Genomic DNA, 24,292 nt, shown 5'->3' with positions numbered 1-24,292 from the left:
TTAGTTAAGGTCCTTTAGGCTGCTGCGTAAGCGTGCTTGCTGGGCACGTTCTCGCTTTTCTAGTTCTATGGCGATTAACTGCGCGACATCCTGTGCATTCATATTGGCAGTGGCATAAACGGTAATGGGTGCATGAATACCGGCATCAATATGAACTGTTTGAGGCTGTGGCGCTTGGCGTTGTGCAAATGTGCCTAACCTGTCTGGCGCTGCGCTATGGGTTAAGCCGTTATCATCAGGTGATAAGTTGTCACTCTTCGGTTTTCTGGCTGGCAGTTCTCCCTCTTTGACCAAACGTATTGCATCCGGAACTGAATAATCAGCACTTTGGTATTCATCCCTAATGATGCGAGTTTGGTCGGTGATAGCCGCTGCTGGTAATGCTGTGACGCCGAGCACGAACGCCGCGCCTGCCATTTGTTTACCGAGCTTGCCAACTTCATTCAGCGGTGCTTGCTGGCTGCGATTAATGCCCACGGTTAAGCCCTGCATGGTTTGGTCGCCCATTACCGCAAACACTTTACTTGGCGAGGCAATACCCAGTAGGTTTTTAAAGTAGTCAACACCTTCGCTTATCGTGCTACCGAGTGACTCCTTAATCAGGTGCCCCATGCTCATAATGCCCTTGCTGAAACCTTCCATTAAGTTGGCACCAAAGCCGACAAAATCACCCGCCAATCTTGGAATGATATTTATCAGGTCAGCTAGCCATAAGCCAAATCGCTTGCCGGCATTGGTGGCATTATCAAGTTCTGCGGCGGTCGAGTTAATTGGGGTAAGCAAGTCAGTTACCCACTTCCAAACCGTACCCATTGCGCTGGCGATACCGTCCCAAATGGGTTTGAGTGGAGCTAATGCGCTGCCAAATGCAACAAATGCAGGGCTAAGCGCTTCTGCTACTGGTGCGAGTCCTTCTTGCAGGCCTTGCCAAAATCCGACAAAAAAGGCTTTGATTGGTTGCCAATATTTATAAACGGCCAACGCACCTAAACCGATGGCTGTTACCAGTAAGCCGATGGGGTTAAGTAAGGCGGCGCGGCCCACAAATAGTAAGGTTTGCCCAACTAGCCGAAGCGGACTCATTACGCTGGAGATAAGTACTCGGCCAATGCCTTTTGCGCTGGCAATAAAGCCATTCCACAAAGTGCCTAGTGGGCCATGGGCTTGGACATAAGTGCGCATTGCCGCAGCGGAACTCTGTATACCGCTTGCAGTCGATTTGATAGCTTTTCCTGCATTTACAGCTGCTAATTTTGCGCCTGATACTACTGCGAGCATCTGTGATTTCATCAACGCCATTGTGGCGCCAGACATAAAGGTTAGCCTTGGGATTAATGTCGATAAGGTGCCCCTCAATGACGCGAACGATGCTTTAAATCTGTCGACTATCCCACCACCTTTACCCATCGATATGAGCAGCGTCTTTGGATCGCTTTGCTTCCATAGCGCACCGATACCTGCCCATGCGCCTTTAAAGTTAGTGGCTTTACTAATGATCCCTGTGACACCTTTAGATAATCCGCCAAAGGCTGTTGTTAATAATCCTGTTGGCGCTACAGCGCTCATCAAATTAATGCCCAGCACGGATGTGCTGTACTTGAGTAAAGCGATCGGCCCTAAGATACCCGCTAGCATTAGCGTCAGCGTACCGCCGGCAACTGCTAGCGCCCCCACGCCCATAGCAACTTTAAATAGAGTGCCAGTGAGTTCGGGGTTGGCTTTTATCCATGTGCCGAGCTTTTCGGCCATTTCGCTCAGCCAGTTAACCAGCTGCTTAAGCTCCGGTGCCACGGCTTCGCCAACGTTAACAAGCGCATTGGTAAAGGTTCCCGTTGCGGCATCCCATAGGTTTGTCAGGGTATTTAACTGCTCGTTAACCCTGAGTTGCAGCGATGCTTGCGCCTCCATCTTTGCTGCTGCTTCTCGGTAGCCGGCAATACCTTTGGTGATCATTATGTTCATCACTTGCAAGGTTTCGGCATCGTCACCATAGATCTGTTTGAGTACAGATAGACGGGTCTCAGTATTTAGCCCTCCGAGCTTTTGTAGCTGGCTAAACATGTTTTCTAATCCAGCAAACTCACCTTTACCGTCAGTAAAGTCGAGCTTAATCCCCATGTCTGCCAGTATGTTGTTAGCTTTACCAACTTTGCCTGCGTCCATTGAAAGCTGAAATGCTTTACGGTAAGCGTTACCTGAGGCTTCACCCGCCATACCAGCTTGGTCTGCCATTACAATCAGCGGGCTTAACAGTTTGGCAGCTTCAAGCCCTTGTTTACGAAGCACAGGTAATGCAGAGCTCAGCTTACTAAAGCCTTGCAGCATATTGGTTTTATCAACACCGAGATAATATGAACGGTGGATAACGTCCATTAGACTCATCATGTCTTTTTCGGCTGTGCCTGTGGCGTCTTGCAATTTAGCTGCAAATTCTGCCGCCTCATTAAATGGCAGCTTCATTTGAACGCCTAAAAAAGCGGTCGCTTCACCTAGCCCGCCTAAAATCGCTTTTGATGACATACCTTGCTGGATGAGGGTTGTCATCATGTCCTGAAAGTCGGCAGTAGTGCCTGGGAGTTTATTACCGAGCTGAGTTGCTAGTGCATTAATCTCGGCAAACTCTTTACGAACAACACCACCCGCCCCCATCATCGAGACTTTAAGCCCCGTGGCGGCGGTTTCTGCTTTTGAATACTCAATGATAGGAATGGCTGAGGCTGCACCAACGGCCGCACCCGTGGCCACCATGCCAGCACCTTTGCCAGCAAGATCGCTCTGTAATGCCTTGGCTTTTTGATAACTAGCGCCAGCATCGTTTAGTTGCTTTTGTTTCCTTGAAACAGCTTCTAGCTTTTTCCGTTGCAGCTCCATTACGTCGGTTGTTTGCTGTATTTTTTCTTTAAGCTCTTTTTGGGTGTCGCCGAGCTTTCTGGTATCGATACCAGATAAACGCAGTTCTTCGCGCATTTGCTTATGACTGGCGACTAACTTGCTTCGCGCCCCTTTAAGGTTTCGCAAGGTTTGGATGGATTGTTCGTGTTCTTTGCGCAGCGCTTTACTGGGGTTCTGGCTTTGTTTCATTTGTTCATCAAGGAGCTGCATTTTCTTTTGCGCCTTGACGAGATCTTGAGAGGTGATGCTTAGGCTACGGCTTACTTTTTTGTAGCCGTCGATTTGTGCTGACTGTTTATTGAGTTCTTTGAGTTTATCGCGTGTGGCTTTTAACTCCCCCGATACACCGCCGCTGGCTTCGCGGATTTTTTTAAGTGGGCCAGTGACTTTATCAACCATGTCCAGCAGCAGTTTTAACTCAAGTTTTTTTGACATTCATGGCCTCACTTTGATGGGGAGTGTTGCAGGTTCCAGCGGGATATGGCCTTTTCGTGCCAGCGCATTAGCTCGTTGATGTCCATGGCATACATTTCGCTAGGAGGCCAATGGAATACCATGGCGATATCCGCCATGGTATCGTCTACGCAGCTTGGGAGGGCTAGCGCATTTTCTTTGGGATCAAAAAACTGGTGACTTCTCCCGCGAGCTGCACAAAGTCCTCGGCCGCAAGCTCTTGCACCTCTTCTTTGGTGAGCAATGGCGAAGTGATGCGCGGCAGTAAGTTGGATACGGCGTTAACATCCATGTTGAGAATATCCACTACGTTGAGGCCGCGCAGTTCGCCTGTTTTAGGCTTGCGTAATTGAATTTCGGAGATCACTTCTTTGCCGCGAGTGATTGGGTTATCTAAAGTGACTGTTTTGTGAGTTGCTTCTGACATAGTTAGACCCTCTGTCTAATTTCTAATTAAAAAATGCCCGCATACGGCTATGTATTGCGGGCTTAGGTTGGTATTAACGCGTTAAGCCCGAGTTATAACCCAATGGCTTTGCGGTGCTCGGCCATCATGTCGACGCCGTTGATTAGCTCAATGCCGTTAACGGTATCGACTTCAACCAGCACTTCGCCGCCTGCGGTTTCTTTGTAGTACGTGCAGGTCATGGTGGCTTTGGTTTGGCTGTTGTCGCCGGTTTTGTACGTGCCGCGATCAAGCTCTTTGTAACGGCCACGGCAAACGATTTCGACCGCTTGTACTTCGCCGGTGTCGTCACGTTGGAATGAACCGGCAAAGCGCAGCATCACACCATCGATTTTGCTGGCTGACATTTGCTTAACCAGCTTGGCCTCGTAACCGCCAAGGGTGAACTCAACGCCTAGGGCGTCATCGTCTAGCCCCATGTCGATATCAGCCGCACCTGGCATACCGCCGCCACGGTATTTTTCAAACTTGCGGCTGAGTTTGGCGGGGGTAAATTCTTCCGCCACACCGATCCAGTTTTCACCGTCACCGAATAGGTTGAGGTGCTTGAGTTTTCTTGGTAACGCCATGGTTTATCCTTAGGCCGCTGCTACTGCGGACGCGAAGTCGACCAAATAGCGGTCGGTGATTTTTTGACGGAAGGTTAAGTCTTCCAGCGGAGGCACTGGGGTGTAGTCGTAATCGATATACAACTTGCCCGCCTTGATGGTGCTAACGTCGTTAACGTCTTCGCTGTACCACGCTTGGCCATCGACGATATAGCCAAGGCCCTTTAGCTCGCGGAACTTGGCGTTAATGCCTTCGATGATGTCTTTAACTAGCGTTGGGGTTAGCGGTTTATCCACTGCCCACATATGCGCATCGGCAATGGTGTCAGCCAGCACTTGCGCGGTGCGGGTGTAGTTTTCAAACTGGAATAATGGATCTTCCGAACAGGTACGCGAGCCCCAAAAACGGAAACCTGATTGATTAATCAGGGTGGTAATCTCGTTGCTGTTGAGGTAGCCGGCATCGGTTGATGGATCCTGTAAATCCCAGTACACGGGTTTGCTTAAACCGGTAACGCCGCTAACGGTGACGTTTGATAGGGTTTTGTGCCAGCCGACTTCTTTATCGATACGGGCGCGTAGGCCAAGGGCGCGAGCGGTCGCTGCCGCGTTGACATTTGCGGTCGCAACGGTATCAAAGGCCACAAATTCAGGCCAAATGACCATGACTTCACGATCGCCAAAGTTTTCGCGATAGGCAACAGCTTCTTCTTTGGTGGCGCAGCCATAGGCGCTGACATAGGTAAAGGCGCGCAGCTTTTTAGCGGTTGCAACAAGTTCGGTGGCAACGGGTAAGGTGTCTAATCCTGGCACACCAATAATGCGCGGCTTAACGCCCAATAAAGACTGTGCAGCCAGCAGCGCCTTAAGGCCGGTGTATTGCCCTTGCGGGGTTACCGTACCGACAATATTGGCGGTTGTAGTAGTTTCATCCGCGCCCTGCTCCACACGCACCACAACGGTGAGCGTGTTTACTTGAGCTGCAATGGCTTCGAGCGTGGGTTTTAATGTTCCCTGAACGCCAGCTTTACCAATGGCTTGCATCACATTGGTTAGCAATACTGGGGTGTTTAGCGGGAATAGTGTTGCATCGGCATCGCTCGAGGTGCAGACAATGCCGATGACGGAAGTTGATACTGTACGAATGGTGCGGGTGCCATCATTGACTTCAATGACGCGTACCCCGTGGTGATAATCCATAATAAGCTCCGGTGCTGTGGGTTTTGCAAAACTAAGCAGGGCTAAGCTTGCAGAGCACACCGGAGCGGTGCTAGCGGTTTGAGTGGTAAGAGTCGTTTATTGACCTAAAAACCTGAGATCATTCATCAGTTGTAACAGGGTAACGCAGCTTGATCTCGACCACCTTATCACGCCAATGTTGCTCACTTTCTGGCGTTTGGTCGTATTGCCACTCCATATAAAGCGGGTCTGACTCTTCTCGATACGCAGCTTTACGTTTTTCGATGTTTTGTGACAACTCAAAGTCACGCTGAGCGAGCACAGAATTAACCTGCTCATTGGTCATGCCTAGGTTGTTCATGTATTCACGCGACACATCAGTGTGCGATACGCCGTTAAAAATATAAGTAAAGTTCATTGTTTTTACTCCAAAAACTTAAATGGCACTACACAAAGAAAGCTGGACGGAAACCAAAGCTAGTGTTGTCAACCGAACGCGGATGATACAAGTAGATCGCCCCCAATCCAGCTTCTGAACTGTTGTTCCAGTCACCACCTCTGATTGGTAATCTGTCGCCATAATTCCTTAAACCAATGCAGCCACCAACGGTAACTGTAGTGGCCGATTCAATTAACAGCTTGCGCAATAGCTCGTTAGGCACGTAACCCACGGCCTTAGTAATTGCCGCAAAGTGCGAAGCGGTTAGATATGGGTAATCGTTTGAATCGTCATTCATCGGACCGTTGCGTTTATTCACTGCATTACTGAGGATGGGGGCTCCAGCGCTACCGGTGCCAGTTTGATTATCAGTGGGTGAATCAAAATAAGCAGCGTGTTTGTGCCAATTGGCTTCAGCTACGGCTGGGTTATTGTCCAGCGTGGTAATAATCTGGCCATCGTCTAGCTTCATTTGATCTAACCATTCCCAAACGTTGCCCACCAAATCGCACACGCCAAAATTGGTATGGTCATGGTTCCAAGTAGCTGGACCTTTGCCCGTGTCCGTTCTACCTGTACCGCTTACGTCTCCGGGTGCGCCATTATCAGAGCGCCGAGCGGTTTCCCATTTCTTCTCGTGCGAGCGACCGTAGTTTGTGTTGCCGCGCGGTACGGTTCCATTAGCGAGGGACCATAGCGCAATAGCCGCCCACTCGTGCACTGACATCATGTGCCAATTTGCACCTTTTCGCGTGCACAGCTCTTTTGCTGCATCGTAGTTAACGGATGTGCGCGGCTGCACTCCGCCAATCACTGCACTACCATTGGCGGCCGCTGATGCTAAATACTTGCCGATTAATATCTCGCCGCGCGGTACGCCGTTAGTCTGAAACGCTGGGTGAACGCCTGTGCCAAGGTTGAGATCGGTCAATCCCAAATCCTCAATGTTGAAGCGCGGGATCACAACCATGATATTTGGGTTACCTTGGGCATCGTATACCACGGTATTGCGGCCACCTGAATTGTGTTCGATGGCTTTTTTGTAGCCGTCAGTGGCGATAATGGTCAGTCCCGCCGCTTTTTGGTCGTAGGTTGATTCGACCTTAGCAATGGAGTCATTGGTTTTTTTATCGATAGCCGCCATCTTGCCAGCGACTTCTTGCGATAACGCCTGTGATGCGGCAGTTTGTGCAGCGGACGCGACTTTTAGCCCCGCAATTTCTTCAGCAATTGAACTCATACTGTTCCCTCTAGTTGTCGAATACGCTCACTGAGTTGCATGTTCCAGTGAGCATTTTTAATAACTGCCGCCGCATTGTGTAAAAATGCTGCACAGCCCGCGATAAACTCTTTATCTAAAATCAGGTTGAGGTTTTCAGCGCCCACTACCACAGTGATACTGTCGGTTGGTAGCGCCTCAATATTTAACGTAAACCACTGCACCACTTTTACCGATGGGGTTCGGTAGCCTAGTGTCTTGTTCGGCGCGCTATATACGCCAAGCAAAGTCGTGCCAATGTAAAAACCGATCTCCTTGATGGCGTATTCAAGCTCACCATCAAACACGCCGGCCATTCGCAGGCTTTTGCCACCGTCTTGATAGTCAGAAATGGCAATGCGCTCTTTTTCAGCGCTCAAGCTGGTTTGGGTTTTAGATGGCGTATAGGCGTTTGAGCCAAATGCCATGTGAGTGATTTCGGCTTTAAGCCCTTTGTCTTTTGCTGATAAGCAAGCGGCAAGGCCTGCCTCGGTAAATTGCAGTGTGAGTGCCATTACACAACTCCCGTTAATTCGTGTTCAGAGATGATTAGTTGATGCGACACCGCCGCAAGCCTATGGGTAATTAACAATTCGTCAGGTAGCACTGGGGATAACAGGTAATCGGTATCGATGCAGTCGATACGGTGTTCGATGCCAAATACTCCAGCTAAAGCAATAACATCATCAGGGCGAACGCCATTCGAATCGGCATCAATATCAGATATCCCAACACTAGGGCTAATGCCTACAGCTACAGTAAGCGACTCTTCAAATGCAATACCCAGCTCAACATCAAAGTGAATTGAGCCGCGCTTTGAGTTGCGAATGGCCTCTGTCACCATGGCGAGCATTTTGGCGGTGATCAGTCCATCGTTATCATCGGTGATGTTGTCATTCACCAAGGCGAGCACTTTCATAGTGCCACGCACATTGCTGCCGGCACTTTCCCACCATTCGAGGATGTTGGTTTTAATACCTAGGCTGTTAAGTGCCCGCTGCACAGCGTAAGGAGTGCCTTTAAATCGATGGATGCCAAACGCATCGTTAACCACTTGTCGCTTAACGCTTTCAGGCCAACTGTCCGCCCATTGGTCAACTGAATAAGCCCATGCGAGCCATGGCAATAAAGATAACGGGCAGCTGAACGGGTCCCAAAGATCTGCAATAGACAATGGCAAATCCAGCGAACTGGCGATCACTTGCTCAATATCGCGCTCAAGCTGGGATGCATTAGGTGGCAGTAATGAGGAAACTCGATTATTCACCGACGCCCCCAATCGAAATATTAACGCTGGTGCAATAGGCCGCTTGATGGTCAAGCACGGTGATATCAGCGGATGGGCTAATCAGATTGACGTTATTGACGCCACTTTGGTGCAGCGCTTTATATATTCCTGAACGGGTAATATCAGCCCCTAAACGACGCTGCTCTTTTTGGTAGAGTGCTAACGCTTGATTAGCAGCGGCTAACACCACTTGAGAATCAGGCCCCGGCAACAGTTGTAGCACAGCTTGCACACTATAATTAACAATACTCGCGCCTTGAATAGTCACTCTATCGCCCTGCGGCCGCACTTTTGACGGCGTATTTGACTGTGATAAACCGTCGGCACTCACGCCAAAGACGTCACGCACCTTAATAAGCAGTTCATTGCTGACTGTGCCATCACCTTCGATAGATAGAATTGTGACCACCATTTCACAGGGTTCAGGACTCACGGCTTTTGCATCAGCCACGCGACCATCGGCGCCCAGCGCAAAAAAGATATAACCATCGATACTGCCCGCCGTATTTAAGCCATCAAATGCCATTTGCACGCGGCGTTTAAAGGATTGTTCATCCTCTAAAATTTCAGGGATGGGCGGTACTGCAGTCGCATCTCCCGCTTGGATAACTAATGGCGCGAGGTCATAACGTGAGCCAAGTGCAATCAAGTTATTGCCCGTTGATGAGGCTAAAATATTGCCGCGAGTGGCGTCATTAATTTGCGCAACCAGGTGCATTTCACGGTAGGCAAATACCTGCAGTAATTTAGTAATAGGGTCCGACTCTAACGCCAACACCGCTTCATATCTTTTGTCGATATTAATCAGTAACTGCTTGAGAGTGGCCAAGCGCTGCTCAAAGCTCAGCGGCTGGATAATGTCAGGCACAGGGACTTTAGATAGATCGATTAGCTCAGCCATAGATGACCTCGAATGATTGGGCGCGTTGAGTGTCGATGCGGTCGGTCACTAGGTTGAATTGCACTTTGCCGTCGCTGCCGCCACTGATAATTTCAATCTCAGTAATGCTAATACGCGGCTCCCAGCGGGTTAGCGCGATAACTGCCGCCGCCATAAGCTGCAGCTTTACCGCGGCGCTTTGTGGCTGGTCGATAAGTTCAAAAATGGCGCTGCCGTAGTCACGGCGCATCACGCGCGAACCCAGTGGTGTGGTTAAAATATCCTGGATACTTTGGCTGATATGCTGCGACTCACTAATACTTTTTCCCGTAAAGCGATTCATACCTTGCCAGTTTTTATTGGTACTCATTGCGGGCCTCCAGAAGTGCCCGAGCCAGTATCGACACCGCCATGTTTATGGGTGCCAAAATTAATGCCGTCGATATTGGCGCCGCCAGTAATCGCCATCCCGCCGTTGTTGGTCAGCTTGCCTGAATGATCCATCGCCCCAGTAACCTTGGCGCCCTGTTCTACAGTGAGTTTTTTCTTAACCAGTACATTGCCCGTAAACTCCGAATTTGGGCAATCGATAGTCACCCGCTCGCTGGCCTGTACGTTGGCGGTTTTAATGCCTGTGACCTTAAGCGCGCTAGTATCTGGGTCGTACTCAATTACCGCACCATCTGGATAAACTGTGCGTTCACGATTGTTGTTATCGTCTGGCTCTGGGTTTTCATCGCTATAAAGCGCAGGCAGAATGTAAGCGTTGGTGAGATCGCCGCTAAGCGATAACAGCATGACTTGCTCGCCTACTGTAGGGCGCCAACTGGTTTTTGCTGTGCCGGCACGACGGGTAAAAAAGGGGCGAAACTGGGTAAGTAACTCACCGGTTTTTACGCGGCACGAATCACCCTTTACTTCGGCAACGGTGCCAATACGTAAAAGGTTATCGATACGGCGTGTAAGTTCGGCAAGCGCGGCGGTCGTGTTCATGCGGCTATGGTTGCCAGTTGTATGGCTAGCCGCTAGCGGTTTGGGTGGTATGTGGGAAGTTATAGCGCAAGAGATAAAATATGACTTTTCTGCTCTTTTAGCTGAAGCAATATTATAAATGAAACAGTTTAGGTAGCATCCAACTGACTAGTTTTGTGTTCTCGGCTGTTCCAGCTACCTAATTTGAGTGGATTTTGTTAGAAATGGAGACTTTATGAAACCACAAATTATTTATGATTTGAATGACTTTTATCGAGATCGTCATGGTTGGGTTTACTTTCTAATAAGTGAAGATATGCGTTATATGAAAATTGGAAAAACAAATGCAGAACTACAAGCAAGAGTTAGGTCCGCAAACTCAAGAGGAGACAAACGGTTTCGTCTATTACTTGCCTATAACAATGCTAATTTAGAAAGAAAATTCTTACATTATTTTGAGAGTTACCGCGCAAGATATAACTGGCACGAACCAAGCTCTCGTCAAAATGGTCTGACATACTGTGAACTTTGGAAAGTCGCAACAGCCCATATCCGGCGTAAACATGGCTGCTATAAAAAGCGTTATGTGTTATGGGCAATTCATCAACATGCTCAAATCACAAGAGAAGAGTTTTGTAAAATACCACCTAAAAAACTTGCTCCGAAACTAAGAGTGATGATCGAAGCAGAGCTTGGCATCATGAGTTAAAAACATATAAATTATTGAATCAATACATAGGTTAAACATTTAAGCTATGGAGCTATAGCCTTTGTCACATACATTGTTCAAAATCAGAACTTACATTAACTAATGTATTAATTTATGTCTAAACGAAGCATAACATTAAAGCGAGACGGCTTATTTGGCTTTCTCTCAAACCACACCGTTGGTACCGACGCACTAAATGTTCTGTCATTAATCGACGGTATAACAGATCCTGAAATTGTGTCAGAAAGTGAAAACCAAGTTCAAATATCATATGAATGGACAGGTAAAGCAACATTTTATGGTGCGGATGACCTATTTGCCGAATATGGGCTTAAGCGTACTGATTGATAACAAACAATTCCCCACTTAACTTAAAATGCATTTTGCTATACATAAGTTTAAATCTAAATAAATGCTATACCCGATAATCACGGAGGATAAATGAGAAATTTGGCAGATGATGAAAAAGTTGCACAAAAGAAAATCCTGAGACTACAACCTTTAATACCCAAAAAGCTTGCTGTTAAAGAAGAAAAAATAGCTAAAAAACAGGCAAAAAGTTCAGATAGTGAAATGGTGAAATTACAGCAGTTATACAAGCTAGCCGATGAACTCACCTCTAAATTGACACCGATTACCATATGTAAAGCTGGCTGTGGAAACTGTTGTAAAATCAATGTGTCAATCACTGAGCACGAAGCACAGATGATTTCCATTCATACAGGTAAATTAATAACCAAGAGTTTATTTTTTACTACGACTAAGCCTGATTTCCACGGTACACCATGCCCGTTCTTAATTGATGATAAGTGCTCAATTTATTCTGTACGTCCATTTGTATGCAGAAGACAGGTTTCCGTGATGCCTTCCGAGTATTGGTGTCATCCAGATATTAGTCTTGATATCCAAGTTCCAATGATAGAATTCTCTGAATTGTCTAAGGCATTTTATGCAATTGCAGCACGGAGTGAGGTTAAAGATATTCGAATTTGGTTTCGTTAAAAGCGTATCGACTATTCAAAAGGTAATATCAAACATTTGTGTTTTCTTGTGTAACGTCAAATCTAAAATATTGATTGTAAAAGTTTTAACCATTAACGTGCTACATGATTAACGATTGCCTCTTCTATCATATCCATCTCATTTTGAGTGAACCCCAACAACTCCCGCTGCGGATATTGTGCCGATATCCGCTCGTTGATCCGGCCCCTTAGCCCGTATTGATGCTCGGTCGCTATGCGAGAAATAAACCCAGTAAAGCCCACGCTGGCCGCTTGGGATGAATACTCAGGCTTTAGGTATTTTTGCCTGATGATCTTCTGGAACATCAGTTTTCGTTTAATGGCACCGATACGTTTTGCCCATGCAGGCTGAGGTTTTCGCGCTTCAAATGCCGCACCATCTGGCGCGGTATTTTGCTTAATCCGCTGCGCTTGGGTGGCGCGCAGTCGTCTTGCAATATCGCGGCTGAGTTGCTTGCGCGCTGCTGGGGATAACTGCTGTATGAGTCCGTCAAACAGTTCATTTAGTCGGGTTAAATCGGTGGCCATGGCACTTCAATTCCGTTGGTGTATAACGTCCAATCGATTGCTTCATCATTGAAAACTGGCTCAGGTAAGTGAGTTACTTCAAGCTGCATCCCTTCACCCGCTACCACCTTAACGCGCTCTGTAAGTGCTAGAACTATCTCAATATCAGCAGTGGAGTGATTAATGATTTCGGCCTTGAATTTAAACCCTGACTCGCGCTTATCCGGGTTAAATAACAGTTCTGGCTGCTGCGTGGCCAGCCAGCCTAAAATTGGCACAATAAGCGTATCGGCATGGGCGGCATAGTCGGTCACCACTAAGACGCAGTTAAATTGATATTCAAAGCTGAGGTTTTTCCCAGCACCGGTGGCGATGATGTTGCCGTTCTCAATGAATACGTGCAAGCAATCTGGGTTACGCTGCAAATGCGGCACTTGTTTGGATAGTAACTCGCGCAGTTGCGCTGGCTTATTCATGGCGTTTACCTTCTGTCTGCAAGGCGTTGGCTTTAGCTTTCTGTTTATTTTGGCAGTCGATGATCATATCGATTTGCGCGGCACACTCATGCCATGCGGCTTCACAGGTGTCGAGCTCACTGCTGATCCCCTGATTGCTGATGGGGTTGCTCGCGGGTAACTGGCACTGGATCACGAGTGGACAACCAACGACGGTACTCTGCACTGCCACTAATGGCGGGGCGCTGGTGCAGCCGGCGAATAGCATCAGGCAACTGAGCATCAGCCCAAGCTTTAACATCGCTAAGTTCACGTTTTAGCTCCTCAATTTTATTTTTCCGGTATTGGCTAGTGCTGCTGACGGCAGCGAGTTTTGCGCGCAGCTCCGCCTGTGCTTGTTGGTTATCTGCAGCGAGTTGTTTGAGGTCGAAATAGGATTGTGACGTTTGTGTAAGTGATAGCACCAAGGCGCCTTGATGCTGTTGCAGTGTTGATAATTGATTGCTTTGATAACGGATAACCGCCACTAAGCCCAATAAGGTCGCCAGTGCGGCGACCATAAGATAAGGCATAATTGGCTGAGCAGCGCGACTAAGCCACGTCCACATTGCCAGCATCCTGCGTGTTTGCATGAAAAACGGTATTAAACTGCTGGTATGCCCGCGCTAATTTAATGTCGTAGTCATTTTCTTTATAGGCGGGACCGTTGTAGCGCTTGGCAAACTCTGCCCACTTACGCGCTTTGAGTGCTTTATGCAGCACAGGATCCGCCTCGATAAATTTAACTAAGGCATTAAGCTGCTCACCCTCCGAGGTATCCATGGCCTGCTTAAATGCCTGCGGCGATGGATAGCCCAAGGCTCGCCAATGAAAGCCCATAATCTGAAACATGCCCCAGCTGCATGCGCAAATCGCCGCTTCTGGATTTAGCTGGTACGCAATAGCAAACCGCTGATATTCGCCACTGCCTCCGGTATACCCGCCACGAGCTTGGCTGCAAATATTTGGATACTTAGCGGCAAGTTCTGCCGCTGCGGCACCTTGTTCTAATAGCTCGCGATAAAAGACATGACGCTCAAATAAAATGCTTGGCCTGCCGCAAGTGAAAAAGCCAAACCCGTTTGATTCGACCTCGGCCACGCTGGCCATGGCGGCAAACGATACGCCTAACACAACTGCGGCGGCAGCGAGTTGAGAGTTTTGAATAAACTTGCTGCGGCTTTCGCCGGCGAGTAATGCCAGCGTTCTTACCCCCGCGTAGCCGGTGCGGGGTAAGTCGTGTTTATCTTGAAATTGCTCGATAGCCTTTTGGGTGGCATCGCCAAACCAGCCATCAACAACTAATGATGCGCCTGCAGCATTAAGCTTTAGCTGCAAATCGCGCACTGCAGTGCCGTTACTGCCTTTTCTTAGGCTCATGTCAGTTCCCTCATTGAAGTTTTAATGTTTGACGACGTTCGCGCTTTTCTGGCTTTGGCGCCAATTTCAGTAAGCTGGCCACATTGCCCCGCGCCTGAAAGATGGCTATGCAGAGGATGGCTTTTAAAAACACCTCCGCATAACTGGGCGTAGAGGTCACACCATAAAGAGTGAGGATGACCTCGGCCCCAGCAGCGACGGTGATGAGATAGGCACAAATACTGATAAAGAGACGGTGCCGGCCAGTTCGTACAAACAAGGCCAGACGCAATACAATCAGACTGCAAATAATGGCGTTGATGATCAGCATCATTTCCCCCTAAGCCCACGCAGGGCATTGAGCCAACTCTCTGGGTTGTTGGTGAGTTTCATCAGGTACTGCAGCATGCGAACAACACACGCCGATGAGATAAGCGCTGCCATGCCCATGTTGACCTGCAGCGAATCTGGTAGCACTGCGCTGAGCGCGTTCGCCGCCCAATTTGCGCATAACACACCGCCTAAAAACGACACCACAAATAAGCCCACTCGCTGTAAATTGCCTGAAGTATCGTTGGTGATAATAAACAACACCGCCCCAGTAAAAGCGCCAATCATCACCGCGGGTTCGGCTCCTGGGACTAATGTCAGAATGCTGGCAGTTGCCACTGCCGATGTTGCTGAAGTTGCTGAAATTGGCTCGCTCATCATTAATCCCATAGTTGAATAAAATTAGGCTTGGTGGGTGTCACTGCCTGCACTGGTAATTGCACCACGGTGCCATTAGGTAAAACGGGTCCAAGTGCTGCTAAGTGCGGATTGCTATCGAGGACTTGCTCTGTGATCTCACCCGTGGCGCCAAGGTAGCGATAACAAATTTTATCGACGGTATCGCCCTCTATACTGCGCACTGCCTGCAAGCTGCTCATTAAATCAATTCCACCGTGACATGGCTTTCACCCAAGATGTCGCGGATAGCAAAACGCGCATCGCGGCGCAGATCAGTAATACTGTCTGTGAGTTCTTCACCCGCCTTTAACCCTTTGGCCGTGCTATCAAAATCGCTGTATCGCTCAATAAGATTGGCCTTGGTGAGGCAGTACACCGCCCGTAAATACAATTGCAAATAGATACTCTGGCCGTTGATTTGCTCGGCAGGCACTTGCACTAGGCTGTCAAACCCCAAGAGTTGATTTCCAATACACCAATTTTTGAGGTCGCTGTTGACCTGCAATGCAGCATTGATTAGTGCATGCTCAAGCCGTTCATTGGTCACTGTGCCATCGAGGCGCATTGTTTGGCGTAGCGCATCTGGCTCAATATCTGGCCAAAATGGACCGTTGGTAATGGTGTTTGCAGTGGCGCTTGTGGCTGGTGCGATAAAGCTCATGTTGACCTGCTTGCGGCTAGGTTGTGCGGTGGGCTGGCGTAAGTAGTGGTATTAACTATCGCTACTGGCCAGCGCCGCACGGGTTGCGAGGGTCGCTCGGTTAACCAGCACTGCCTGCCGTTGCCGGCGCGGTGCTTTCGGTTGTTTGTTTGTCGGCGTTTTTTAGTTCTCGAGTGAGTTTCTCGATAAACTTTTTCACACCCACTTTATCGTTTAAGGCCAGCGCCTGTTGGTAGGCATCGAGTGCTGCATCAGGTCGCCCTTCTGCCTCATAAGCATGCCCCAGTTGACGCAACAACTTAGCGCGCGCTTCGTCGTACATATCGCACTCGGCGGTCAGGTGAAGCGTGGCGTTAAGTTGCTCGCTTTTGACTGGGGCGTCTGTCTCAATCAAGCGCGCAGCGGTTTCGGCAATTTCTTCGGCAATGGTGCAAGCCAGGTTGCGCTCAAAGCGGTCAGGCATCACTAAGTCATGCTTGAGGGCGTAGGCAGCTAACACTAATGCGCGGTCAATATTGCCGACATCGATATGCCATAACAGCACAGTGACGAACACTTCATCTTGCAGGCCACTATCGCCCTCAATGGTGCCATCGATATAGGCATCGTATTCGGGTAAGAATTGCGATTTTGCCTGTAGCTTACGTGATAGCGCCTGCACGGTTTTTAAGATGCGGCGATGTTCAGTGAGCTGCATGAGCATGAGTTCATAGGTATTTTCGGAGCGAACCGCTAAGGGGGACTCTGTCCCCCGCGCTGCCGCCAATACGCTATGAAAGCGCTTATGGGCGGGTGATGTCATGATTAGGCCCCCATCTCGATGTTTTCGGCAAACGCTGTGCAGCCATAATCTTCCACTACATAGGCATCGTTTGATGATTCGTAGTTTTCAATTTGGTCGCGTTTAGGGTTATCGATCACGCTGCGACGACGGGCGCCTTCTTGCCAGTAAAGACTTAAGTTATCCAAGCGAGTTACAAGCAAGCCGTTAGCAGGGAAATGTGGCACACGCACCGCGCCTAAACCGCCAATGCGTTTTTGGCTGATGATCATGTCGGCGGCCATGGTTTCCGTAGGGACGTTGTCTTTGTTGATAATCGGGAAGTACTTATCAGCCAGCAGCTTACGGCCACAAATTACAACCAGCTCAGTATCATCTTGGTGCCATGGGTCAATCATGTTGTTAACCATGTCGAACACCAATGCATCGAGATTGGCGTAATCGGTGCCAATAACGATCTTGCCTGAATCTTTAACCACTTCTGCTAAATGGCGCTGCGGTGCATGCTGGCGAATTTTTTGTAGCCAGCCGATGTTTACATCTTGCAGCAATGGGTTATTTGCGCGGTTAGAGGTGGCCGCACGGCTAGTGCCGTTAAAGCCGATCATAATGCGGTCGAGTGCCTGTTGTTTCAAAATGGCATCGCGAATGCGCGCCTGAAAGTCCGGGAACTTAGCCCACATATCGATTTTGCTGTAACGCAACGCTGTATCAAAGTTGGTTTGGGTACAGTCATAACCCAGCGCATCTAAATCAGTTGGGTCAATAGCTTGGCGATCGCCTTGGGTTGTGTCGGTTGTGCCGGCAATCGTACCTGTGACACCTAAGCCTAACTTTTCACCTGACTTTTCGGTAACTGGAACGACGTTAATCATCCCCAAGAACTGCGAGCTTTCTTGCATCCGTGTTTCAAGCGTTTGCTGAACGCTTGGGGCAACGGTGAATTTTGTTTCTGCCGTTTCAATACTATTTAGCGTCGCGACCTGAGCTAAGTAGCCATTGTAAAGGGTACGGGTGGTATTGCGCATGTTTGCTCCTTAGCAATCGGTTTTAATGTTGTTGTCGCCACCGGTTGCGGGCGAACGTCGTTGGCCTGTTGGCTCTTCTTTTTCGAGCTGCGTTTTAAGCTCATTAAATTGGCTGCTGAGCTCGTTGAAGTCGGTTTGCAACTTATTGAAGTCGTTAACAGATTTATCAAGCTTGCTGGTGAAATCCTCGCCTGTGTCGGCAACTGTTTTGGCAATTTCTTCAACGGCTTGATGTACGTCCGCAAAGTCGGTTTTAGCGTCGGCTTTGCTTTTACCTAGCAACGCTTTGACTTTGGCGAACAGCCCTGGCTCGTCGCTGACGTCGTCAAATTCAAGCTCCACTTCAACGGCGGAGGTAAACAGGTTTTCTGGGCGCTGCTTGCGGGATGTGAGCGGGTTGTCTTTGCAGGTTGCTGAGAACGCTAGCATTTCGGTGCCTAAGGATGCAGGGGAGTCTGTCACCGCTAGGCCCACTAACCCACATTTGCCGGTTTTGGCAAAGTCGGGATCAATTTCGACACTGGTATAAACCTTTTGGCGGTTCTTGTTCATTGCCACCAGTTCTTCGGTTGGATCAATTTGGGCAAACAGTGTCAGTTTGCCGTCCACTTCTTCGGCCTTGACGGCGGTGACATCACCATAGGCTCTAAAGGGACTATCTGGCGTCATACCACGAATGTGCTCTAGCCAAATTCGGGCGCCATATTTGGCGGTGTTGTAGGTGTCAACGATGTCTTTGATCCACTGGCGCTCAACGACACGGCCGTCTGTCGTATGTCCTTCGGTGAATACGCGGAAAAATTTCGATTTCTTAGCCATTTTGTCGCCCTTAAGGGTTGTATGAGGTCGGTTAACTGCTGCCTTTATGGTCAAGAGCGCGGCTTTTTGTTGCAACGGCTTAGGGCGGTATAAGGAAACCGATACCGCTTAAACAACAGGGTTTTCGGTTTTGGCCTATTTACACTGGCGCCATGAAACTGAATCCCGAAACTAATCAACGTCAATACGCCAAGAATCTCTTTTGGCAAGGCTGGCACGTCCGCGAGATTAGTCAGCATTTGCAGCTGCCCGAAAGTACCGTGTCGAGTTGGAAAAAACGTGATGCTTGGGAAGATGCCAAACCCATCGACCGCGTGGACAGCGCACTTGAAATGCGTCTGTTACAGCTCATCAGCAAAGAGAATAAAGACGGCAAAGACTTTAAAGAGATTGATTTGCTCGGGCGGCAGCTGGAGCGCATCGCCCGCATTACTCGTTATCAGAATGGCGGCAATGAAGCCGACTTAAACCCGAATGTGCATAACCGCAATGCGGGACCGAAAAAGCAGCCGGTGAAGAACTATGTGAGCGAAGAGGATTTGGAAAAGCTGATTGAAGCCTTCCAAAACTCGATGTTTGCTTACCAAAAAGAATGGTACACCGCAGGCTTAACCCAGCGTATTCGCAACATCTTAAAGTCGCGCCAAATTGGGGCAACTTACTATTTTGCCCATGAGGCTATTATCGATGCACTGGTTACTGGCCGTAACCAAATCTTTTTATCGGCCAGTAAAGCGCAGGCCCATGTGTTTAAGCAGTACATCATTCAGTTTGTGAAGGATGTGACCGGTATCGAACTCAAGGGCGACCCGATTGTGCTGCATAATGGCGCCATTCTGTACTTTTTGGGGACGAACGCACGAACAGCGCAGTCTTACCATGGCAACCTGTATTTGGATGAGTACTTCTGGATCCACAAGTTCCAAGAGTTTCGCAAGGTCGCCTCTGGTATGGCCATTCATGCCAAATGGCGCCAAACCTATATATCCACCCCATCATCAATTACCCATGATGCCTATCCGTTTTGGACAGGAGCGCTATTTAACCGTGGCCGACCTAAGGCGGATCGCATTGAGATAGATGTGAGTCATCAAGCATTGGCCAAAGGCCGCAAGTGTGAAGATGGCCAGTGGCGCCAAGTGGTCACTGTTGATGATGCTATCCGCAAGGGCTGTAATTTATTCGATCCCGATACGCTGCACTTAGAGTACAGCCCTGATGAGTATTCAAACCTGCTGATGTGCGAGTTCATCGACGACACTATGTCGGTGTTCCCGATGGTGATGATGCAGCGCTGCATGGTTGACTCTTGGGAGGTGTGGACTGATTACAAACCCTTTGCCCCAAGACCGCTCGCCCACCGCGAAGTGTGGATTGGTTACGACCCGAATAAGGGCGGCAAAGGTGATAGCGCTGGCTGCATTGTGATGTGTCCGCCTGCAGTGCCTGGCGGTAAATTCCGCGTCATCGAGAAACACCGCTGGAACGGCATGGACTTTGAGGCGCAGGCCAAGGCGATTCAGGATGTTTGCGCTAAATACAACGTGACCTTTATCGGTATCGATACCACTGGCCTTGGTGAGGCTGTGTATCAGCTGGTTAAGAAGTTCTTCCCGCAGGTTACGCCATTCCAATACAACCCAGTACTGAAAAGCCAAATGGTGATCAAAGCCTATGACGTCATCAGCAAGGGCCGCTTGGAATATGACGCGGGCTGGACTGACCTCGCCCAAGCCTTTATGAGCATCCGCAAAACCTTAACCGCCAACGGCAAACAAGTGACTTATGAGTCCGCTCGCAGTGAAGAAATCAGCCACGCCGACATCGCGTGGGCAGCAATGCACGCACTTTACAATGAGCCATTGGATACCAGCGGCTCGAGTACTTCGACTTTGGAGATTTACGAATAATGGCAAAATATAGAAAGGCTCGAACCATGGCAGCCAAACCGCAAGTGCAGCAAGGGTCGCAAGAGCAACGAATTGAGACCTTTACCTTTGGTGAGCCCATGCCAGTGCTAAGCCAACGGGAGATCTTCGACTATCTTGAGGCCATGTCTAACGGCAAGTACTACGAGCCGCCGTTGTCCTTGACTGGCCTAAGCCGGATTTATCGGGCGTCGGTACACCATGCCAGCGCGATTCAGGTAAAGCGCAATATTCTTAAAAGCTGCTTTATTCCGCATCCCAAGCTTAGCCTGTATGAGTTCAGCGCCATTGTTCTCGATTACCTGGTCTTTAATAATGCCTATGTGCAGGTCATTAAGAATCGCTTGGGTGGTGCATTGAAGTATCAAGCCTCGCCAGCTAAATATACCCGTGTAGGTATTAAACCTAATCAGTATTGGTGGGTACCTAACTTTCACGAAGAGATGGAGTTTCGTGAGTCATCAATCTTTCATCTAAAGGATTATGACGTAGGCCAAGAGGTTTATGGTATTCCTGACTATGTGGCTAGCATGAACTCGACTCTGCTAAACGAGAGTGCGACGCTATTTAGACGTCGATACTATGAAAACGGCAATCACGCTGGCTTTATCATGTACCTCACTGACTCAACCGTGAATGAGAACGATGTGAGCAAGTTGCGCGAATCGCTTAGAAACAGCAAAGGCCCGGGTAACTTCCGCAACTTGTTTTTGCATGCACCAGGTGGCAATAAGGACGGGATCAAATTAATCCCTGTAGCAGAGGTTGCGGCCAATGATGAGTTCTTGGTGATTAAGAATGTTACCCGCGATGATCAATTAGCAGCACACCGTACACCACCGCAACTGATGGGGATCATCCCCAACAATACCGGCGGCTTTGGTGATGCAGGTAAAGCTGCTGAGGTATTCGACGCAAACGAGCTGGAATGCATTCGCCAGTCACTACTGTCTATCAATGACTGGGCAGGCGAAGAGATCATCCGCTTTAAGCCATACCAGCTTGCTGTCTCAACCGAAGCCAAGTAACTATCGGCCCATCCCCATCAACCGCCCTCGGGCGGTTTTTTATTGCCTGCAGTTTCTACACACTTTTAACCCTGCGCGCGCCGTCAGACCCCCGCCACGCCTGCCCGCTTTATCGGGTGGAAAAAACGCAATAATGCGATCATCTAAAACCGTTCCAGCTCTGGCGGCTTTCAGCGATGTGAACCAGTTACAAAAAACGCAAAAATACGCAATTGCGATCATTGAGCGATCACATTAGATCCTAACTATTAACTGCAACTCTATTGGAACTCATACAATGAACGTTGAGCGAGTAATAAAAAGAAAAATCATCCCAAATATCTCTCTACTACGAAGTCGTGAGTCTAAAAAATGATTGTAATAATATTGTTTTGCAATTGTTGATTTTTGGGTTGTTCACTGGTAGCATGTTAACCGATATTCTATATCATGGAAAAAACCACACAGTTGAGGGATCACATGAAAAGCCTAAAAATACTTTCACTCGCTTTAGTTTCAATGTCATTAACAGCATGTGTCACTTCCGGTACTTGGGAATGCCAAATAACTGGAGAAAGGTCTGGAGTCGGTGGCTCTTGTAAAATTAAAGGTGTTTGGTATCAACAAGCAATGAACCACTTACGGCCATCAATTAACATGTTGGCAGAATCATTGGGGTTTACCTTTGAAGATTGGTCAACAAGTGATTTTAGTCAATTTTCCCTGAAGGTTAATGACTCAACTGTTAGCGTAAAAAACAACATAGTCAATGTTGTTATCTATCAAGATTCCGCTGCAATTGGTAACAAGAGCTTCACTGTCTACAGACAAGGTGATCAATATTATTTCTCTAACCCTACATCAGTAAAAAACTGGGCCTATGACTTCATAGATATTTCTGACTATGTAGATGTTAAATTTGATTTGATTAAAAACTCAGCAGGCACAGTATCAATTGCAGCAAAAGAAAATAATGTAACCAAAGCATCTGCCTCTACATACTATAGAGGAACAGCTTATTGCGATGGTCCAATTTGCTATGAAGAAAAATAAATAGTGCCCTCCTTTTTCCTCGTAAAGGGACAGGGTATTATGCGTATAACAATTATAGTTTTTAACTTTCTATTTATTTTTAGTAATTATGTGCAAGCCAGCCAGAGTACTAATGAAGACAGAATATTAAGAAGTATAATGTTTGGAGAGCAACAACTGACTTCAGATGTTGCTCCTAATTGTTTATATAAATCATACATAAGCCTTACAGAAGGAAATTTCAAACAATCTTTAAACCAAATAAACACATGCCCTATCTGTAGAAGCATCAACAAGCATGTAAATTATTATTACTGTAAAAGAATAGCTGCTTCTTCATACATGTGGATGGGAGAATATGATTCAGCTCACAAAGAAATAGAAAAAATACTTAATTTATCTAAAAAGTTAACCGAGCTTGGGTTAGATTTACATAGCTTGGAGTCTTTAAGTAACTATTTAAACAATACAAGAGTTGAGAAAAAAGAAAAAATTCACCTGTCAAAAAATATAATTGGTGAGTTTGTATTTAAAGGTTTTATTATTGACACTGGAAGTATCTTTAATGCTCAAAATAGAAATTGCGTTGAAAAAATAGCAAACTCCGAAGTGTATTTCATAACTGGCGATGCGGAAAAGTTTGATATCTGTGACGATGCAGAAATGAGAGTGCCTTACATTTTATACCCAAAAAATATAATTGGACTTATACATACATCATCTTACAAACATGTAATTCTTGATGAATTATCACCATCTATAGATAAGATTAAATTGAATTTTGACTTTGATACAATATTTTTTAAAGCAAAAACAGATTTTGACAATGACATAGTAAATGCATGTGTTGATACTGGTTCATTAACAAGCTCAGTAAACTTCAAGTTCTTTCGAAAACACCACGTAAGATTTAAAAATATAGAAACAATAACAATAAATTCTAGCAACAACCATGGAGAGCTCAAATCTAGAGGGAAAATACTAAAGAGCCTTAAGATTAAGTTCGGGAACTCTAGCTTTGAATTTGTTAATATCCCAATGTTTATCGATAGAACTCCTTGGTTTCACTGTGATATAACTGTAGGAAGGGATTTGATATCTTCATTGTTCAAGGAAATTGACTTTAATGAACAATTTATTGAAATTAAGTAGTATATATGCGTTAAGCATTTTTTTGCTAAGCGCATGCGCAGTAACCCCAGGTAATGAAAGTAATGTCTCAGATGGGGTTTTCTTATTTAAGGATCGAGTGACTTACTCAGGAGATATTACTCACGAAAAAAACGAACTGGTTTTCTCCTTATTTAAATCCAATAAAATAACCATAATTGAAATTAACTCGTTAGGTGGGGATGTGTTAGATGGGATAGAGCTTGGCACTTGGGTTCACGAGCATAATATTGACATCAAAGTTGGCGATATATGTGCATCATCTTGTGCAAACTATGTATTCCCCGCTGCAAAGGAAAAGTACTTACAAGAAAATTCAATTTTACTCTGGCACGGAAGTTCTTATCAGAAAAACATAGATGACTTGGTAAAGTCAGGAAACGAGTTCGCAAAAAAATGGAGAGAACAAGAAGAGTTTTTTTTTAAAAAAATAGGGGTGAAACATCAAATTACAACTTGTGGACTTACGCAGGTACCAAACTGGTTATCTCTATTATATACCTTAGGGTTCAGTGATATAAAAGGGTTCGATTATTCCATAGATGATATTAAACGCTTTGGAATAAAAGAAGTTAAACTTTCTGGTTCGGAATGGTTTGGCACCCCCAAATTAGACATACAAGGAACATTTAGGGCAACCTATTGCGACTAATGTGTAATAGTCCCAGCAT

31 protein-coding genes and 1 pseudogene are annotated in these 24,292 nt (G+C 47.3%); 8 read left to right on the top strand and 24 right to left on the bottom strand.

What is annotated here, in order from left to right; genetic code table 11:
• The 12 genes from ACK5NH_RS07240 to ACK5NH_RS07185 all read right to left on the bottom strand — a co-directional run bounded on the left by ACK5NH_RS07240 (position 1) and on the right by ACK5NH_RS07185 (position 10,396).
• A complete protein-coding gene (locus tag ACK5NH_RS07240) occupies positions 1-3,327 on the bottom strand; it encodes a phage tail tape measure protein (RefSeq protein WP_416918752.1) in 3,327 nt (1,108 codons plus the stop codon).
• An 8-nt stretch (positions 3,328-3,335) separates the two neighbouring features.
• The gene (locus ACK5NH_RS07235) at positions 3,336-3,464 is read right to left on the bottom strand and encodes a GpE family phage tail protein (RefSeq protein ID WP_416918750.1); all 129 of its coding nucleotides are present in this window, start codon (positions 3,462-3,464) and stop codon (positions 3,336-3,338) included.
• Between the two features lie 26 nt (positions 3,465-3,490).
• On the bottom strand, positions 3,491-3,772 hold the full coding sequence (locus ACK5NH_RS07230) for a phage tail assembly protein (protein ID WP_278891491.1): 282 nt from the start codon (positions 3,770-3,772) through the stop codon (positions 3,491-3,493).
• A gap of 92 nt (positions 3,773-3,864) precedes the next feature.
• Positions 3,865-4,380, bottom strand: coding sequence for a phage major tail tube protein (locus tag ACK5NH_RS07225; RefSeq protein ID WP_261737741.1), 516 nt, complete (start codon positions 4,378-4,380; stop codon positions 3,865-3,867).
• A 9-nt stretch (positions 4,381-4,389) separates the two neighbouring features.
• A complete protein-coding gene (locus ACK5NH_RS07220) occupies positions 4,390-5,559 on the bottom strand; it encodes a phage tail sheath protein (protein ID WP_416918748.1) in 1,170 nt (389 codons plus the stop codon).
• Positions 5,560-5,677: 118 nt separating this feature from the next.
• On the bottom strand, positions 5,678-5,956 hold the full coding sequence (locus tag ACK5NH_RS07215; protein WP_416918746.1) for a hypothetical protein: 279 nt from the start codon (positions 5,954-5,956) through the stop codon (positions 5,678-5,680).
• Between the two features lie 28 nt (positions 5,957-5,984).
• Positions 5,985-7,217, bottom strand: coding sequence for an SUMF1/EgtB/PvdO family nonheme iron enzyme (locus ACK5NH_RS07210; RefSeq protein ID WP_416918744.1), 1,233 nt, complete (start codon positions 7,215-7,217; stop codon positions 5,985-5,987).
• Positions 7,214-7,750 (bottom strand): hypothetical protein, encoded by a 537-nt coding sequence (locus ACK5NH_RS07205; protein ID WP_172587210.1) that lies wholly within the window; start codon positions 7,748-7,750, stop codon positions 7,214-7,216. The genes ACK5NH_RS07210 and ACK5NH_RS07205 overlap by 4 nt, the downstream gene beginning before the upstream one ends.
• Complete coding sequence (locus ACK5NH_RS07200; protein ID WP_416918741.1) at positions 7,750-8,502, bottom strand: phage tail protein I; 753 nt, start codon at positions 8,500-8,502, stop codon at positions 7,750-7,752. The genes ACK5NH_RS07205 and ACK5NH_RS07200 overlap by 1 nt, the downstream gene beginning before the upstream one ends.
• Positions 8,495-9,424: a baseplate J/gp47 family protein gene (locus tag ACK5NH_RS07195; protein WP_416918739.1), complete on the bottom strand. Its 930-nt coding sequence runs from the start codon at positions 9,422-9,424 to the stop codon at positions 8,495-8,497. The genes ACK5NH_RS07200 and ACK5NH_RS07195 overlap by 8 nt, the downstream gene beginning before the upstream one ends.
• The gene (locus ACK5NH_RS07190) at positions 9,417-9,773 is read right to left on the bottom strand and encodes a GPW/gp25 family protein (protein WP_416918737.1); all 357 of its coding nucleotides are present in this window, start codon (positions 9,771-9,773) and stop codon (positions 9,417-9,419) included. The genes ACK5NH_RS07195 and ACK5NH_RS07190 overlap by 8 nt, the downstream gene beginning before the upstream one ends.
• Complete coding sequence (locus tag ACK5NH_RS07185; protein ID WP_416918735.1) at positions 9,770-10,396, bottom strand: phage baseplate assembly protein V; 627 nt, start codon at positions 10,394-10,396, stop codon at positions 9,770-9,772. The genes ACK5NH_RS07190 and ACK5NH_RS07185 overlap by 4 nt, the downstream gene beginning before the upstream one ends.
• A 214-nt stretch (positions 10,397-10,610) precedes the next feature.
• On the opposite strand from ACK5NH_RS07185, the gene ACK5NH_RS07180 reads away from it, so the two are divergent.
• From ACK5NH_RS07180 to ACK5NH_RS07170, 3 genes are all read left to right on the top strand, one after another.
• Positions 10,611-11,084, top strand: coding sequence for a GIY-YIG nuclease family protein (locus ACK5NH_RS07180; RefSeq protein WP_416918733.1), 474 nt, complete (start codon positions 10,611-10,613; stop codon positions 11,082-11,084).
• Positions 11,085-11,198: 114 nt separating this feature from the next.
• Positions 11,199-11,432, top strand: coding sequence for a hypothetical protein (locus tag ACK5NH_RS07175; RefSeq protein WP_416918731.1), 234 nt, complete (start codon positions 11,199-11,201; stop codon positions 11,430-11,432).
• A gap of 93 nt (positions 11,433-11,525) precedes the next feature.
• The gene (locus ACK5NH_RS07170) at positions 11,526-12,086 is read left to right on the top strand and encodes a YkgJ family cysteine cluster protein (protein ID WP_416918729.1); all 561 of its coding nucleotides are present in this window, start codon (positions 11,526-11,528) and stop codon (positions 12,084-12,086) included.
• Positions 12,087-12,178: 92 nt separating this feature from the next.
• On the opposite strand, the gene ACK5NH_RS07165 is transcribed toward ACK5NH_RS07170, so the two are convergent.
• The 12 genes and pseudogenes from ACK5NH_RS07165 to ACK5NH_RS07110 all read right to left on the bottom strand — a co-directional run bounded on the left by ACK5NH_RS07165 (position 12,179) and on the right by ACK5NH_RS07110 (position 18,484).
• On the bottom strand, positions 12,179-12,634 hold the full coding sequence (locus ACK5NH_RS07165; RefSeq protein WP_416918727.1) for a phage virion morphogenesis protein: 456 nt from the start codon (positions 12,632-12,634) through the stop codon (positions 12,179-12,181).
• Complete coding sequence (locus ACK5NH_RS07160; protein ID WP_416918725.1) at positions 12,619-13,089, bottom strand: phage tail protein; 471 nt, start codon at positions 13,087-13,089, stop codon at positions 12,619-12,621. The genes ACK5NH_RS07165 and ACK5NH_RS07160 overlap by 16 nt, the downstream gene beginning before the upstream one ends.
• Positions 13,082-13,306 (bottom strand): annotated as a pseudogene (gene lysC, locus ACK5NH_RS07155) (Rz1-like lysis system protein LysC); the annotation flags it as partial. The gene ACK5NH_RS07160 and the pseudogene lysC, both read right to left, overlap by 8 nt.
• Entirely contained in the window at positions 13,206-13,676 is a 471-nt protein-coding gene (gene lysB, locus ACK5NH_RS07150) for an Rz-like lysis system protein LysB (RefSeq protein WP_416918723.1), read from the bottom strand. The gene lysB and the pseudogene lysC, both read right to left, overlap by 101 nt.
• Positions 13,660-14,487, bottom strand: coding sequence for an N-acetylmuramidase domain-containing protein (locus ACK5NH_RS07145; protein ID WP_416918721.1), 828 nt, complete (start codon positions 14,485-14,487; stop codon positions 13,660-13,662). The genes lysB and ACK5NH_RS07145 overlap by 17 nt, the downstream gene beginning before the upstream one ends.
• 10 nt (positions 14,488-14,497) lie before the next feature.
• Complete coding sequence (locus tag ACK5NH_RS07140) at positions 14,498-14,797, bottom strand: phage holin family protein (protein WP_317520617.1); 300 nt, start codon at positions 14,795-14,797, stop codon at positions 14,498-14,500.
• Positions 14,797-15,174 carry a putative holin gene (locus ACK5NH_RS07135; RefSeq protein ID WP_109285748.1) on the bottom strand — a complete coding sequence of 126 codons (378 nt, stop codon included), beginning with the start codon at positions 15,172-15,174 and terminating at the stop codon, positions 14,797-14,799. Before ACK5NH_RS07135 ends, ACK5NH_RS07140 begins: the two co-directional genes overlap by 1 nt.
• Positions 15,175-15,176: 2 nt before the next feature.
• On the bottom strand, positions 15,177-15,395 hold the full coding sequence (locus ACK5NH_RS07130; RefSeq protein ID WP_278891855.1) for a tail protein X: 219 nt from the start codon (positions 15,393-15,395) through the stop codon (positions 15,177-15,179).
• The gene (locus tag ACK5NH_RS07125; RefSeq protein ID WP_416918718.1) at positions 15,395-15,856 is read right to left on the bottom strand and encodes a head completion/stabilization protein; all 462 of its coding nucleotides are present in this window, start codon (positions 15,854-15,856) and stop codon (positions 15,395-15,397) included. Before ACK5NH_RS07125 ends, ACK5NH_RS07130 begins: the two co-directional genes overlap by 1 nt.
• Before the next feature lie 100 nt (positions 15,857-15,956).
• Positions 15,957-16,658 carry a phage terminase small subunit gene (gene gpM / locus ACK5NH_RS07120; protein WP_416918716.1) on the bottom strand — a complete coding sequence of 234 codons (702 nt, stop codon included), beginning with the start codon at positions 16,656-16,658 and terminating at the stop codon, positions 15,957-15,959.
• A 2-nt stretch (positions 16,659-16,660) separates the two neighbouring features.
• The gene (locus ACK5NH_RS07115; RefSeq protein WP_416918714.1) at positions 16,661-17,665 is read right to left on the bottom strand and encodes a phage major capsid protein, P2 family; all 1,005 of its coding nucleotides are present in this window, start codon (positions 17,663-17,665) and stop codon (positions 16,661-16,663) included.
• Positions 17,666-17,674: 9 nt separating this feature from the next.
• Positions 17,675-18,484, bottom strand: a complete 810-nt coding sequence (locus ACK5NH_RS07110) for a GPO family capsid scaffolding protein (RefSeq protein WP_416918712.1) — start codon at positions 18,482-18,484, stop codon at positions 17,675-17,677.
• A gap of 152 nt (positions 18,485-18,636) precedes the next feature.
• Here ACK5NH_RS07110 and ACK5NH_RS07105 point away from each other — a divergent pair, with 152 nt between their 5' ends.
• The 5 genes from ACK5NH_RS07105 (at position 18,637) to ACK5NH_RS07085 (ending at position 24,273) form a co-directional block, all read left to right on the top strand.
• Positions 18,637-20,394, top strand: a complete 1,758-nt coding sequence (locus tag ACK5NH_RS07105; RefSeq protein WP_416918710.1) for a terminase ATPase subunit family protein — start codon at positions 18,637-18,639, stop codon at positions 20,392-20,394.
• Entirely contained in the window at positions 20,394-21,440 is a 1,047-nt protein-coding gene (locus ACK5NH_RS07100; protein ID WP_416918708.1) for a phage portal protein, read from the top strand. The genes ACK5NH_RS07105 and ACK5NH_RS07100 overlap by 1 nt, the downstream gene beginning before the upstream one ends.
• A 459-nt stretch (positions 21,441-21,899) precedes the next feature.
• Positions 21,900-22,472, top strand: a complete 573-nt coding sequence (locus tag ACK5NH_RS07095; RefSeq protein WP_416918706.1) for a hypothetical protein — start codon at positions 21,900-21,902, stop codon at positions 22,470-22,472.
• Positions 22,473-22,610: 138 nt separating this feature from the next.
• Positions 22,611-23,603 (top strand): hypothetical protein, encoded by a 993-nt coding sequence (locus tag ACK5NH_RS07090; protein ID WP_416918704.1) that lies wholly within the window; start codon positions 22,611-22,613, stop codon positions 23,601-23,603.
• On the top strand, positions 23,578-24,273 hold the full coding sequence (locus ACK5NH_RS07085; protein ID WP_416918702.1) for a hypothetical protein: 696 nt from the start codon (positions 23,578-23,580) through the stop codon (positions 24,271-24,273). Before ACK5NH_RS07090 ends, ACK5NH_RS07085 begins: the two co-directional genes overlap by 26 nt.
• The last annotated feature ends 19 nt before the right edge of the window (positions 24,274-24,292 follow it).

This window comes from Shewanella sp. (assembly GCF_047975355.1).
Taxonomy (GTDB): domain Bacteria; phylum Pseudomonadota; class Gammaproteobacteria; order Enterobacterales; family Shewanellaceae; genus Shewanella.
Note: the sequence above shows the minus strand (reverse complement) of the source record. Positions and strands in the feature narration are given on the sequence as shown.

Excerpts from the sequence above, each read along its gene's own strand:
- ACK5NH_RS07110 (WP_416918712.1), bottom strand. The coding sequence starts at position 18,484 with ATGGCTAAGAAATCGAAATTTTTCCGCGTATTCACCGAAGGACATACG.
- ACK5NH_RS07095 (WP_416918706.1), top strand. The coding sequence starts at position 21,900 with ATGAAAAGCCTAAAAATACTTTCACTCGCTTTAGTTTCAATGTCATTA.
- ACK5NH_RS07215 (WP_416918746.1), bottom strand. The coding sequence starts at position 5,956 with ATGAACTTTACTTATATTTTTAACGGCGTATCGCACACTGATGTGTCG.
- ACK5NH_RS07175 (WP_416918731.1), top strand. The coding sequence starts at position 11,199 with ATGTCTAAACGAAGCATAACATTAAAGCGAGACGGCTTATTTGGCTTT.
- ACK5NH_RS07165 (WP_416918727.1), bottom strand. The coding sequence starts at position 12,634 with ATGGCCACCGATTTAACCCGACTAAATGAACTGTTTGACGGACTCATA.
- ACK5NH_RS07220 (WP_416918748.1), bottom strand. The coding sequence starts at position 5,559 with ATGGATTATCACCACGGGGTACGCGTCATTGAAGTCAATGATGGCACC.
- ACK5NH_RS07210 (WP_416918744.1), bottom strand. The coding sequence starts at position 7,217 with ATGAGTTCAATTGCTGAAGAAATTGCGGGGCTAAAAGTCGCGTCCGCT.
- ACK5NH_RS07135 (WP_109285748.1), bottom strand. The coding sequence starts at position 15,174 with ATGAGCGAGCCAATTTCAGCAACTTCAGCAACATCGGCAGTGGCAACT.
- ACK5NH_RS07085 (WP_416918702.1), top strand. The coding sequence starts at position 23,578 with ATGAACAATTTATTGAAATTAAGTAGTATATATGCGTTAAGCATTTTT.
- ACK5NH_RS07145 (WP_416918721.1), bottom strand. The coding sequence starts at position 14,487 with ATGAGCCTAAGAAAAGGCAGTAACGGCACTGCAGTGCGCGATTTGCAG.
- ACK5NH_RS07235 (WP_416918750.1), bottom strand. The coding sequence starts at position 3,464 with ATGGCGGATATCGCCATGGTATTCCATTGGCCTCCTAGCGAAATGTAT.
- ACK5NH_RS07240 (WP_416918752.1), bottom strand. The coding sequence starts at position 3,327 with ATGTCAAAAAAACTTGAGTTAAAACTGCTGCTGGACATGGTTGATAAA.
- ACK5NH_RS07090 (WP_416918704.1), top strand. The coding sequence starts at position 22,611 with ATGTTTGGAGAGCAACAACTGACTTCAGATGTTGCTCCTAATTGTTTA.
- ACK5NH_RS07160 (WP_416918725.1), bottom strand. The coding sequence starts at position 13,089 with ATGAATAAGCCAGCGCAACTGCGCGAGTTACTATCCAAACAAGTGCCG.
- ACK5NH_RS07185 (WP_416918735.1), bottom strand. The coding sequence starts at position 10,396 with ATGAACACGACCGCCGCGCTTGCCGAACTTACACGCCGTATCGATAAC.
- ACK5NH_RS07130 (WP_278891855.1), bottom strand. The coding sequence starts at position 15,395 with ATGAGCAGCTTGCAGGCAGTGCGCAGTATAGAGGGCGATACCGTCGAT.
- ACK5NH_RS07140 (WP_317520617.1), bottom strand. The coding sequence starts at position 14,797 with ATGCTGATCATCAACGCCATTATTTGCAGTCTGATTGTATTGCGTCTG.
- ACK5NH_RS07170 (WP_416918729.1), top strand. The coding sequence starts at position 11,526 with ATGAGAAATTTGGCAGATGATGAAAAAGTTGCACAAAAGAAAATCCTG.
- ACK5NH_RS07195 (WP_416918739.1), bottom strand. The coding sequence starts at position 9,424 with ATGGCTGAGCTAATCGATCTATCTAAAGTCCCTGTGCCTGACATTATC.
- ACK5NH_RS07225 (WP_261737741.1), bottom strand. The coding sequence starts at position 4,380 with ATGGCGTTACCAAGAAAACTCAAGCACCTCAACCTATTCGGTGACGGT.
- ACK5NH_RS07180 (WP_416918733.1), top strand. The coding sequence starts at position 10,611 with ATGAAACCACAAATTATTTATGATTTGAATGACTTTTATCGAGATCGT.
- ACK5NH_RS07205 (WP_172587210.1), bottom strand. The coding sequence starts at position 7,750 with ATGGCACTCACACTGCAATTTACCGAGGCAGGCCTTGCCGCTTGCTTA.
- ACK5NH_RS07230 (WP_278891491.1), bottom strand. The coding sequence starts at position 3,772 with ATGTCAGAAGCAACTCACAAAACAGTCACTTTAGATAACCCAATCACT.
- ACK5NH_RS07115 (WP_416918714.1), bottom strand. The coding sequence starts at position 17,665 with ATGCGCAATACCACCCGTACCCTTTACAATGGCTACTTAGCTCAGGTC.
- gpM (WP_416918716.1), bottom strand. The coding sequence starts at position 16,658 with ATGACATCACCCGCCCATAAGCGCTTTCATAGCGTATTGGCGGCAGCG.
- ACK5NH_RS07100 (WP_416918708.1), top strand. The coding sequence starts at position 20,394 with ATGGCAAAATATAGAAAGGCTCGAACCATGGCAGCCAAACCGCAAGTG.
- ACK5NH_RS07190 (WP_416918737.1), bottom strand. The coding sequence starts at position 9,773 with ATGAGTACCAATAAAAACTGGCAAGGTATGAATCGCTTTACGGGAAAA.
- ACK5NH_RS07125 (WP_416918718.1), bottom strand. The coding sequence starts at position 15,856 with ATGAGCTTTATCGCACCAGCCACAAGCGCCACTGCAAACACCATTACC.
- lysB (WP_416918723.1), bottom strand. The coding sequence starts at position 13,676 with ATGTGGACGTGGCTTAGTCGCGCTGCTCAGCCAATTATGCCTTATCTT.
- ACK5NH_RS07105 (WP_416918710.1), top strand. The coding sequence starts at position 18,637 with ATGAAACTGAATCCCGAAACTAATCAACGTCAATACGCCAAGAATCTC.